General features: G+C 44.5%; 1 protein-coding gene. It reads right to left on the bottom strand.

Features of this window, described 5'->3' with window-relative positions; translation table 11 throughout:
- The coding region (locus ICN13_RS09890) for a YDG domain-containing protein (RefSeq protein WP_216140193.1) at positions 1 to 13,864 on the bottom strand (13,864 nt) is incomplete at both ends.

The raw sequence follows: 13,864 nt of genomic DNA, 5'->3' as shown, positions 1-13,864 counted from the left end.
TCGTGTCATAAACCTTGTTATTAGCAGTCGCTGCAATATTAGGACCACTGCTGCTGCTTGGGTCAATGATGTAAGGCGTAATGACCAAGTTCGCATTGTTATAGGTGAACTTGTAGTTACCAGCATCTGAACCACTTGTTGACAAGTTTGAGCTGTAGGTGCCTACGTTCTTACCAGTAGCTACCCCGCCGCTCACTGTCACCGCATCACCAGTCAAAATCGCTGGGCTAGTGGTGTAAGCACTTTGGCTTTGGGTAGCGCCGTTGTACATCACAGTCGTAGGGGTAGCACTAATCGCTACCGCTAATGGCGTGACTTGAAGGTTACCAGTGACGACGGCTTGAGCTGATGTCAAGTTGGAGGCATTAGTAATACTTAAATTTGATGTGGCTAAACCGTATACACCTACATTGATAACCCCTACTCCGCTATTGCTTGCATTAACCGGAACGATATTAAAGCTAACGATAGCTCCTGCATTGTCATGATAGTTGTATGGTGCCGTAGGATTATTCGGTGTGTAAGTCACCAAAGTACTAATTACTTGATGATTTGCATCCATGTAGGTTGCTATAGGAGTTGGAACGCTTTGTGGTGACCCATAGGTGTAGGTCACTCCAGTAGTAGAAATTAATAGCTGACCAGCTGGAACAATGGTGTAAGTACCAGGCACATAAGTAATGCTGTAGTTAGCCAATCCTGTACCCTGAGCGTTACTGACGTTTGCTGCATATGAACCAACGTTACTAGATGTTGTTAGTAATGGTGAGCTTGGCGTAATGTTAGTTGGCGCCACAGTTGCTGTAGTAGTTGCACTAGTTACCGTATCGTTTCCTAATAAACCCGAAACCATGTAAGTAATCACCGAATTACTTGAAGCATCATTTGGAGTCAATGTATAGAAAGATGCTTGATTACGGGCAGTAATCGTTAGGTTTGCCTTGGTAATGTTAGCAGTCAAGCTATTTGGTGTTACGCCTGCTACATAGTAGTTTCCAGATGCGCTACCAGAAATAGAAACTCCAGACATGACTGTGTAGTTTTGACCTCCAATTGCTACTGTCGAAGTTGCTGGTGTGACGGTAATGGCAGTACCGACGTTTGATGTGTTTACATTATTTGCCGTGAAATTAGCGCCAGCATAAGGTCCTGTTGAGCTTACTAAGACATTGCCTGTATCACTAGTAAATACACCCGAGAGCGTTTGATTGCCAGTTGAATTAATTACCGCTGCAGAAGTTGCATCGTAGACCTTACTTTGCGCAGTCAATCCACCATTGATATACAAGGGTGCTGGAGTAATGTTTGCGGCTAATAAGTTAGGCGCAACGCCAGCAACATAATAGTTAGCCGAGGCATTTCCATTGTTACCAGCCCCTAATACAGGGCCAGTCATTGCAAAATTTCCACCAACGGAAGTGGTAACTGGTGTGACGGTCAAGCTATTACCAACATTGGCAGAGCTAAAGTTGCCGTTATAACTACCGCTAGATGTCACGGCCACTTTATTTGCATCAGCCGTAAATACGCCGCTTAAGGTTTGTGTACCAGTGACATTCACTACCGCTGCAGTCGTAGTGTCATACACCTTGTTCTGAGCTGTCAGGCCACCAGTAATATAGACCGGAGCTGGGGTGATGTTGGCAGCTAAAGTCTGACTGACTCCAGAGACATAGTAGTTCCCTGCTGATGGGCCAGATAGGGTCACACCAGTCATAGTGTTATAGCTAGAACCATTAATAGTGGTAGATGCTGTAGTTGGAGTAACCGTTAGGCTATTACCCACATTAGCCGCACTAAAGGTACCGGCGTATGGGCCGCTAGTAACAATAGTGACATTATTGGTATTGATGTCTGAGCCAACTAAACCGCTTAGTGTTTGCACCCCAGTTGCAGTAATGTTTGCAGCTGTATTCGTGTCATAGACTTTGTTTTGTGCAGTCAGGCCACCACTAATAGTTAATGGCGCTGGAGTGATGTTGGCAGCCAAGGACTGTGGCGCAGCAATGCCTGCGATGTAGTAGTTACCCGCTGAATTAGTGGTGCTTGCCAATGAAATACCACTAATTGCACCGCTTCCTCCAATAATTGGGGAAACAGTTAACGCGCTACCAATATTTGATTGGCTAAAGTTAAAGCTAGAGGTAAATCCGGAGGTGCCTGGAGAAGCTACAGTCAGATTATCGATACCCAACTTACCAGACAGCGTAATCACTCCGGCTGCAACAGTGGCTGCAGTCGTAGTGTCATACACCTTGTTCTGAGCTGTCAAACCGCCAGTGATATAGACCGGAGCTGGGGTGATGTTGGCAGCTAAAGACTGTGGCACAGCAATGCCTGCGATGTAGTAGTTAGTCGCTTGAGCGCCAGTCAGAGATATGCCAGCAATCGCATTAGAGCTCAGTACTGGGTTAACTGAAATGCTATTAGCAACGTTAGGTGAGGTAAAGGTAAAGCTATTTGCGTAATTGCCTGATGTTGGATTGCTCACCGCAACAGCATCTCCAGTAATCACGCCACTTAAAGTTTGCGCCCCTACTACATTGACTTTTGCAGCAGTTGTGGTGTCGTAAATCTTATTTTGGGCTGCCAGGCCGCCAGTGATATACACAGGGGCTGCAGTGATATTGGCTACCAAAGGCGTATTAATGCCAACGATTTGATAATTTTGTGCAGAAGTACCACTTAATTGCAAACCACTTAAATCTGCACTGACGCCAATATTATTGGCGACATTTGCCGATGCAAATGTGCCACTAGTTACCGAACCACTCAGGGCAAGAACAGTTGGACTATTTTGGTCAGCAGTTAGTACACCACTTAAATTTGCGTTACCGGTAATGATGTCGGCGTAGTTCGTACTACCGTTGTAAACCTTGTTTTGAGCCGCTAAACCGCTAATGGTCAATGGTGCCTTAGTGATGTTTGCAGATAGCGGTACAGTCAAGCCAGTGATGTAATAGTTACCAGAATCATTGCCGGATAAAGTAAAGCCACCGGTTGGAACAGACACTGCAATGTTTGAGCCGACTGCAGATTGCGCAAAGGTCGCACCTGGGGAATTATTCAATGAAACGGACACCGCGTCACTACCCAATACACCAGTTGAGCTTGGTGTTCCAATAACAACCGCAGCTTGGGTTGTGTCATAGACTTTATTTTGGGCGGTTAATCCACCAATGGTAATTGGGGCTTGGGTGATGACGCCATTTGTCCCGGGGATTGAGGATGTACCCAACACATAGTTTGCAGCATCAGCGCCGCTCAACACAATGCCATTAATGGTGTAGCCAGCTGTATTACTTACAACTTTACTGTTGTAGCTACCAGAACCCGATAGCGCAACTAAGTCAGTCCTTGATGATGCGCTTAGCTGGTCACCAACCAAGGAGATACCAGTCAGATTGGTTGTCGCGTCATACACCTTAGTAGGGGTAGAGTTATTCGTAACCGTTAGTGTCTTAGGAGTAACCTGAATATTGCCGGCTGTATAAATAATTGGGTATTGAGCATTATTTATAAAGTTTTGTGTAGTACCAACAGGTGTGACATTGGATGGTGTTAAGCCATAGGTACCCACATTTAAAAAGCCTGCATTACTGTAGTTTGCACTTATTAAGGCTGTAGTAGGCGCTACTGTGAAAGCAATGGTTCCAATTGGATTTAGGCTATCTACTGCTGTCCAAGTAGAGCCACTAACCGGAGCAGTCATCGTTAGGTTTTGAATCGCAGCTCCAGTACAGCTTGGTGAACCAATCACGCAGTAGCTAGCAGTAACTGTTGCCGCCTGAGAGAGGTTTGTAGCGGAATTATAGCCTCCGTAGACAACGGAACTCTTGCCCACCGTTACTAATAATTGACCAGCAGCCAAAATATTGTATGAGCCAGAAACCGGGTTAATAGTGTAGTTGCCGACTGCTGTTGCAGTTGGGACTAAAACATTGGCATATACGCCATAGGACTCAGAGCCATCAGCCCCTAAAGTAGCGCTAGAAGTGGCACCAGCAACTGTTTTTTGTACAGGGGTACTACGGTTAGGAGTTACGCTAATACCAGTAGCCGCACTGGATAAGGTATCTATTCCTTGTAGGCCGCTATAGGTATAAGTAAATGCAGAACCAGCTGTTGTGGAACCTGCAGTCATTGCGTTACTGTCAGTAGTGCCAACATATTTAGATGCATCAGCTGCAGTAATTGTTAATGCTGCTTTAGTAATAACGCCCGCACCCTGAGCACTCGATGGTAGTGAGTAGTTGCTAAAAATAGTACTTACATTATTGGCGACAAAATTAGAGCTACTTAATAGGCTTGTCACTGTTGTGGCATAGGTGCCAGCACCACCAGCAGTATTGGCAGTTGCATTAACTGAGTTATAAGTGCCATTTACCTGATTAACTGTGGCACCTTGAGCCACGCCATTGGCAGTAACAAATCCTGAAATGCTGTAGTTTGCGGAAGTTAATATTGCCGCATTAGTAGCGTCATAAGTCTTAGTTGGATTGCCAACAATAGTTGCAGTCAATGGCGCTGGAGTAATCGATACGCTATTGCTTGAGCTAGGTAATTGATAGTTAGAAGCTGTACCGGTCCCCGAAGTAATGGTTCCGCTAGCAATATTTAAGGTAGATACTCCAACTACATTTGCGCTATCAGATGTAGCTGCAATTGCACTTAACCCAAGTGTTTGGCCACCGATACCAGAAATAGTGTACTGACTTGTGCTATTGAAATTTACGGTACCGTCATAGACTTTGGTTGCAGCAATGTTTGCAGTTGCCTTATTGATGGTGTAAACATTGCTACCCGCAGCAAAGGCAATAGTGTAATTTGGTGCAGGCGTATAACCAGCGGCTGCTGAATTGGTATTGGTTACTGAGCCACTAAACGTTCCTGCTGTATAAGCATAGCTACCGGCATTAGTGGGGGCTGCAACAGATGAGCCACCACTTGTAAAGCCCATTGAACCAGTAATGGTTGGCGTTACAGTAGAAATCGTATCGCTATTCTTGTATCCAGTGATGCTGTAGTTTGCATTATTAGATGAATAACTACCGATAATTGCTGTTGATGAAGCACCAGTTAATCCAAGAGCATTGGCGTTATAGGTCGCACTATTAGCAATTGGGGTAGCCGTTAAGACTGCAGAATTGACTGTTAAATTTCCATTGGCATAAACAATCGTGTAATTGTTTAGCCCTGTACCTACAGCCGCACTTGGTGTAATAGCACTAGCGTAAGTACCCGCCCCTGTGGTTGCAGGAACGCTGACTGCATTGTTATATTGCAAAGTAATGCTGGAGACACTATCACCAGCAACTAGACCTGAAGTACTAAATGCGCTTGTACCTAAGCTATATGCCGCGCCATAAGTTGCTCCATTTTGGGCATTTGCAGTAATGGTTAGCGGAGCACGCGTAACAGTGAGCGTACCAGGTGTAGGTGTAATGACATAGTTGGGGCTAACCACCCCATTGACCATTACTCCCCCAATGGTGATTGGATAAGTGCCAATAGCAGCATTAGCTGGTCCACCAGTGCTGGTCAACAGCATTGCTTGGATAGTGTCACCAGAAGCGGCGTTTCCGGAAGTAATGGCGTAGCCACCGGCTGCAGAACCCTGTGTGTTGGCTGGGCTGCCTGAGTTATAGGTAGTGGTATCAGTACCTACTACTGCAGTAGCTGTTGTAGAACCATAGGTTTTTGTTTGACTGGTGACTGTTACGCTTAGGTTCCGTGGTGAAACTGTAAGGACACCTGGGGCATATGAAATAGTGTAGTTACTAGCTGAGCCTGTAGAAAAGACTGGTGCACTTGCAGTTAAGGAATAAGTTCCTGCATTCGCGCTAGCTGCAAAACCCGACGGACTTCCGCTTGCGTTGGTGCCGCCAGTCATCGTATTAGTAGAGCCAGCAGTCACAGTAACACTAGCAATCGCATCATTTAGAGACACGCCATCTGCTGTTGTTACCAATGGAACCGCCACAAATCCAGTGCTACCTGCTAATGTCGTTCCATTACCAATAACTGAGCCATACTGCTTAGAGCTATCAGCAGCAGTAATGGTTAAAGCTGCAGGTGTAATTACCAATCCGGTAGCACTATTAGTAGTGCTGTTTCCAATGGTGACTGACACCCCGGATGAAACTAATACACCATGCGTACTACTAAAGGTATAGCCGTAACTAGAACTAAAGCTAGTTGAACTCGCACCATTAACCTGCTCTCCTTGAATGGTGCCATATTGCGCGCGGGTGCCTTGAATTGAATTTAAGAATTCATTTAATGGCATTTTGAATATCACGCCATTAACATTAACCTGCGCGTAATCAACGCCGTTTACTACGGTATAGCTTGTATTAGCAACAGCATCGCGCTTAAAGAGGGCATTTAACTGGTAATCCAAAGTACCTGGAACAGCCAAATTACCCGACGAAGCATTTGGGTCATTAGTGCCATAAACCTTTGTGATTTGACCCGTGAGGAGCAAGTTAAAGGTAGGTGAAATACGGTACTGAATGACTGGGCCATTAGTGGCTGTAGTGGTAAAGCTAGAGTAGCCGGTGCCAGAATTGACATTGGCAGTATTTATTACAGCCAGTGTAGCAATTGGTAAGTTAGTTGCAGCTACATTACCGGCAGCATAAGCCTGTGAGAATACTGAGTTACTAAACGACTGTGTATACAGAGGTGAAGTACTTGCGCAAGTAGATGAAGTCAAACATGCCAAAGTTGCCGCTGTCGTAGTGCTATTAGCAGTTGTTCCTGGCTGACCAGAATACAAATAGACATTACCAGTGGCTGAAGTAATGTAGTTACCAGTTTGGCCAACAATTTGACCGCCTGTTCCAGTGCCTACTGGTAAGTAAGAACCGGCAGCAACTACTACGGGGCCAGTACCATTATTAATAATACGAGGAATGTTGACATTACCGGCGCTAGAAGAAGAAATGAAGACGCCATCATTTGCATTTTGGGTAAATGTTGTGACGCCACCAGAGGCTATGACTACAGCTGCAGTAGCGCCAATAGCGCTAACATCAATAGAGCCTGAACCGGCATTATTGGTAACTGATACAGCGTCATTGTAGTTACCAGAATACGCTACAAAGTTGGTATTACCTTTCGTTGAATTATTAGTAAAAGACACCGTACCACTAATTGCTATAGCATTCTTAGTTGTATTTTGACTAGGCTCAATACCCACTACATTGATTGCATCTTGACCTGCAGTAAATGTACCGCTAGTTGTAAAGGTTGCTGCTGTAATAGTCACCGCATCATAAGCTGGCTGTGCGCTAGAGCTGGAGGCCCCCACTACACCGCGTACATAGATACCGGCTTTGGCCTGGAGAGCAATCGTTCCTGAAACTGCCACACCACTTGCAGCAACAGTGCCATATTGCCAAGCATTAGCTGCTGTAATGCCACCGCTAACAGGCGTAGATGGAGAGGCGCTTGTTGTTAAATACGTGTTGTCAAAACTAATGTAGCCAGGCACGTTTAACGATGAATTAACAATCAAAGGTGCGCCGGATGCGATATTGATGTAGTTGATTAAATTAGTTGATGAACCAGTAAAGGTTACCGCCCCGCCATTGATTGTCGATAACTTATTACCACGCGAAGTGTCATACAAAATTTGACTATCGGCGCCACTAGTATTGGCCGCAATGGTGATGTTGCCACCTTGGTTAATTTGATTGTTGGAGAAAAAGCGAATATTGCTGCCATTACCATTTTGGGTAATCGTGCCAGTAGAGTAAATACCTGTAAGTCCACCAGCAGCTGGATTAGTACCAGTAATTACAATATCTCCAGTGGTGTTGGTGATGGTGGTGTTATTTAAATTCAATATATTAGATTGATTGGTACCTGTGGAAATGGCTGTCATAGTGACGCCACCCGCAGAAACAATCGGAACCATAGTAGAGGATGAGAAATAAATTACACCAGGCTCTGCACCAGATGATGTAGTGCTTGCATTAATCGTGATACCAGCAGTAGTTGAAGTCAAAATACCGGTATTCATGATGAATGCAGAAAGCGTTGTAGTGCCTACGTTTGAGGCCGTAATATTCCATGTGCCGGCTTTATAGTTTCCACCGCCATTTCCAAACCATACGCCATATCCACCGCTACCGGCTGTATTGGTATTGGTTCCAGATACGGTCGCCGTACCCGCTACAGTAAAACCAGTGTATGTACTAATATTAGGACCAGTAGAGATTGTGGTTGCTGTAGTTCCAGAGGTAAGAACAGCGCCGTGTCCACCAGAGCCAGTCGCAGTTGCTGCGCCACTTGCAAGAATGGCGTAGTTATTAGAGTCTAGAGCTGCATTTTGAACATTAAGATTTCCCCCGGCATAAACCGGGCTAGAGCTTACCCAAACACCACCAGCACCACCTTGGCCTCCAATATTAATATTTCCACCAGCCAAAAGAGCGTTGTACGTATTGACGCCTTTCATATTGGTGCTAGAGCTATATCCTGCAATATTGATATCTGTTTTGGCAGAAATCATTGATGTTGGAGTGAGGAAAACCGCGTCATTTACACCAGTAGTGTTCCCGTACTGGGAGCCATAAATATTGATGGCGCCAATTGTGCTGAAAACATCACCGCTTTGAACCCAAACACCAGGATTATTTGATGATGCGCTATAACCTGTAGTTTTTCCATTTAAAGTTACAGTGCCACCAGTAATGTTACCAACTGTGCCAATGCCAGTACCCTGCAGCGCTGAGCCCCATAGGTTAACGCTACCACCAGCTTGTGCACCCATAAAGGTGCCTGTTACTGGGCCCGTGCTAACGGTTTTCGATGTAGTGCCTACATTTAAATAGAGCGCAGTGCCGTTAGTGGCAACGGTATTAGCAGATGGTTTAGTTACATCGACATAAGCCCAACCATTTGCATCAACCGATGCACCTTGAATAGTTAAATTGCCAGTTTTAGCAACAAGCAAGCCACCGTTTTGTGCATACACACCACTTGATGCGCCAGTTCCGCCAAGTGTTAAATTTCCGCCAGCAAGAATATCAACACCACCTTGAATGTTAAGTCCGCGTTGACCAATGGCAATTGTTGATGCGTCATTACCAGCAATCGTGATATTGCCACTAGCAACAATGCCGCCAGTATTGTTTAATAAAATACGGTCAAGGCCTGAAGCTGAAGTTGAGGTAGAAGAACCAGAAATATTGATATTGCCAGCATTCGCTACAAAAGCTGCGGTTCCTGATGTGTATAGGCTATACCAGTTTGTGCCCGTGCTTAAGGCTTGAATATTAATGTCACCCTTGGTGGCAGTCATATTACCGCTAAGATACGCAGCCCCATTACCATTACTTACGCCAACAATATTAATAGCATTCGTGACATTGTTAACGTTAGCCGCTGTTAATGCTCCCGCAACGCTAATGCCTTGGTTTGTTGTTGCATAAGTTGCTAAATTAGATGCGTTGATACCTAAATTAACACCATTTAAATAACTGTTATTTAAGGTAATGATGCCAGGCATAGAAATGGCATTGTTTACTGTGATATTTGCTCCACTAGTTAAAACGGAGTAGTTAATACCGGTAGTTGACGCGCCAACTCCACCAGTAAGGGTTAGTGGACCAGTGGTAATGGTTGAGCTCTTATTACCAGTAGTAGTGGTGTTGTAAGTAATATTGGCAACGGTACCGCTCGTATTGGCATCAAGGGTAGTTGTGCCAGTCTGGTTAATCGAATTATTAGAAATAAAGGAGATATTTCCACCGTTAGAGTTATCAACAATATTTCCAGAAACAGATATTCCAGTTGAAGCGCCTGTATAGCCAGTAGTTGTTGCAGAATTTGCGGTGATACTTAAGGTGCTATTTTTTGTTGCATTTGTAAGTGTAATTAATCCGCTCAAGTTAACAATCTCTGTTGATGGAGCTGCGTTAGTATTGTTTCCAACAATAGTAATGTTTCCATCTGCGGTTATGGAGGAGGCGTGTCCAACAGCTTTATTGTTGGACGTTGAAGCCGTTCCGTACATTGAAACATTGCCCCCAACACCAGAAACTTTTGTTGCAACTATGTCGCCTAAACAGCAATTAATCCCCGCTCCGCCATATATAGGATTTGATGATGTGCCTATATTTACGTTAGCTCCATAGGCTGTAATTGGCATTAAGCCACCGTAAATAGCGCTATTACCTCCAGTGTTATATTGGAAAAAATTAATATCGCCACCAACAATACTGCTAGTACCTGATTGGAATGTGGTTGTATTACCTGAATTTAATGGCTGACCATTAGACGCAGTAGTCAAACCATTAAAAGTAATGCCATTACCAGCAAACTTTTGAGAACTCAAAATAGAGATATTGTTATTAGTCTGGATTGCAGCATTGCCATTCCAATTTACTCCACCAGAATTTACGCCCTGAACAGCAATAGCGGCGCCAGCTGTTAGCGTTCCATTAATACGGACACCGTAAGCTGAGGATGTTGAATAAGTATTAGAGTTGCTAACGGTAATACCATTATCAACACCACTAAGGTAGGTATTGTCTAAAGTGATAGAACCTGGAACGGTAATAGCGCCACTTGCATAGATGCTGGCGCCACTAGACTTCATTGTGTAATCAATGCGTGATGATGAACCTGCCATACCGCCTGTCAGAGTCAGCGCACCAGGAGTAATTATTGAATTCTTATTGCCATTAGTTGTGTCATAGGTAATGTTTGAAGTTGTTCCACTGGTATTGGCAGCTACCGTTACTGCGCCAGTTTGACTAATGCTGTTATTCGAAACAAAAGATGCAGAACCGCCATTCGAATTGATATTGATGGCGCCTGTTGCTGATATACCTGTTGATGCCCCTGTATAATCAGAAGAATTTACAGTATTACCCGTAATTCTGAGTGCGCTATTGTTCGTTGCACTCGTTAAGGTGATTGCACCGGTAAGCGAGACTACTGGTGCACTTGGCGCTGCAGTAGTGTTATTACCAACAATCGTAATAGAACCATCTGCAGTAATGGCTGAAGCATCGTTAATGGCATTGTATCCAGCAGTCGCCGTTGCATAGATATTGACATTACCACCAGCTGAACTAACTTTTCTCGAAGTAATATTGCCCAATACACTATTTATACCTGCACCACCATAAATTGGATTAGCGCTAGTGCCTAAATTAACGTCGCCACCGTAAGTAGAGATTGCTAAGTTATTAGCCCCTGCATAAAGCGCTGAATTTGTGCTGGCATCATAAGCAAGTAGATTAACATTTCCACCAGCAATGGATGAAGTGCCAGATTGCAGGGTAATAGTACTTGGGACGTAAATACCATTTTGTGCTAGCGACTGTCCACCAATAGTAATTCCATTACTTGAGAGAAGTTGTGAGCTGGAAATATTAGCGCCAATCTGAACAGCGCCGCCCGCTGTGCTAGCAGCAGTATTACTGACGCCTAAGATATTGACACTTGTGCCAGCAGATAAAGCACCGCCTACATTAATCCCGTAGGCATTGGTTGTCGCCAACGAACCAATGTTGTTATTAGCAATAGAGATAAAGCCACTTACCGGCGTGCTGCCTGGACCCGCTGTTCCGCCGTAAGTATTGTCTAGGGTGATTGAGCCTGGCATCGATACAGCACCAGTAGTAATTGGTGCACCGGCAGTAACTTCTTTGAGATTTACACCAGAAGTAGAACCTGAAGCTACAGTAATAGTGCCATGGCTAATGCTGGATGTGTTATTGCCTCTAGTCGTATCCAATAAGATATTTGAAGCAGTACCACTAGTGTTGGCAACAACGTTAATTGCTCCACTTTGCGATATATTTCCATTGCTAATGATAGAAATATTGCCGCCATTCGCATTTTGATTAATAGAGTTAGTGCTAGGCCCACCAATAGCGCCTGTACCAACAGTGGTATTGGTTCCGGTTAATGTGATATCACCAGCAGTATTGTTGGTAAGTGAAGTGGTTCCACTCATCCAAATATCAGTGCCCTGACTAGTACCATTAGCAGTAATGCCGATACCAGCGTTTGCAGTCACTGCTACGTTAACTAAGTTAACCAATCCATAACCGGACATCGGTGTCGTGGAAGTTGTTGTGCCTGTGATATTGACTTGACCGGTAGTCGCAGTAATCGAAGATGTACCTGCCGTGTTTTTGAAATTGATGGTGGAAGTATTTGGCTGTAAGGTTCCTGCATTTGTACCGTTAATACTAATATTGCCCTTACTTGCCAGAATGGAGGCACCAGGAGTACCGGTTGCAGTAATAGCAAAATTTGTATTGGAGTACCCGTTGAGTAAGACTCCATTGGTTGCATTGCTGATATTGCCTGCAGTAAGAGCATTATTAATGGTAATACCAGCAGAGGTAGTGGCATTAGCTGGAGCCAATGAGCCTGAAGTTACGCTACCGGATGCGAATGTGTTGTCTAATGTAATGACCCCTGGAACATTAACCGCACCACCCACGGTAATTGGGGCGCCAGCCGTATAAAGCTCATAGTTAACAGCTTGAGTAGAGCCGTCATTAACGGTTAATGGTCCATTAATGATGCTTGATGTTTTATTGCCTTGACGGGTAACATACATTACATCACCCACAACCGAACTCGTATTTGCAACAACTGAAACTGGTCCAGTTTGGTTAATAGAATTATTGGAGATGAAATAAATATTTCCACCAATAGTACCCTGCACTACTTGTCCTGCCTGATAAATACCTGTATTGGCTCCTGCCGCAGCACCCAAACCTGTAATGGTGATATCTCCAACTGCACTAGCAATAGAAACGCGTTGCAAGCCATAGCCTGTTGAGCCAGCATTAGTAGCTGTAGCTGTTGCCCAAATACTAGCAACCTGAGCAGAGCTTAAAGTTGGCACAGTAGAGTAATACTTTGCAGCAGCCTGATACGCATAGATATTATTACCAACGCGGGTAAAGTTAATCTGCTCCATCTTCTGATAGTTATCTGAAGAGTGGTAGGTAAAGAGATAGCTTGCGCTGGTAGCAGTTTGAGTAAATCCTGGGGTAGGCAAAATCGTAGTTGTAGCATTAACGCCAACAATGCCACTACCGGCAATAAATCCTAATACTGGCGTTGGAATGCCAACTACACTAGAGCTAACGCTATCAATAAGGGTTGGCGAGGCAGAATTTGTTGTTACATAGGCACCCCAAGGCATTACACCTGCTGAATTGGTTAAAGAATTTAGACTGCTAATTGCTGGACTAGATAAACCAGTAGGTGTAATCGTAGGAGTAGAAGAATCATTAGCGGTAACGGTGATACCGGCTGCTGCACCTATATCAGCACCAACTAAGACTGCAACGCCGGTAGCAGAATTACCCAAGAGCGTAACCGAACCCGCGGATGATATTGCACTACTTGGGTCATTGATACCATAGTTAGCGCCTTGTGCAGCACCTTTGATATAAATTGCACCAGCATTTGTAGCTAATGTTCCGCCAATAGAAACGCCTGAGTAATCTGCGGTTGCTCCAGCATTAGAACTCATACCAGAAATATAAATACCATTGGTCGCATTACTGAGATTGCCTGCAGTAAGAGTGCCGCTTATGGCAATACCAGTAGAGGTGGTTGCATTAGCTAGAGCCAAGCTACCACTTACATTGCTAGCGGATGAGCCAGCATAGGTGTTATCCAAAGTAATAGTGCCTGGAACTGAGATTGCTCCGACTGATATCGGCGCACCTGATGAGAGAACCGAAAGATTTACACCAGAAGTAGAACCTGAAGCTACAGTAATAGTGCCATGGCTAATGCTGGATGTGTTATTGCCTCTAGTCGTATCCAATAAGATATTTGAAGCAGTACCACTAGTGTTGGCAACAACGTT

Source organism: Polynucleobacter sp. MWH-Berg-3C6 (assembly GCF_018881855.1).
GTDB lineage: Bacteria > Pseudomonadota > Gammaproteobacteria > Burkholderiales > Burkholderiaceae > Polynucleobacter.
Note: the sequence above shows the minus strand (reverse complement) of the source record. Positions and strands in the feature narration are given on the sequence as shown.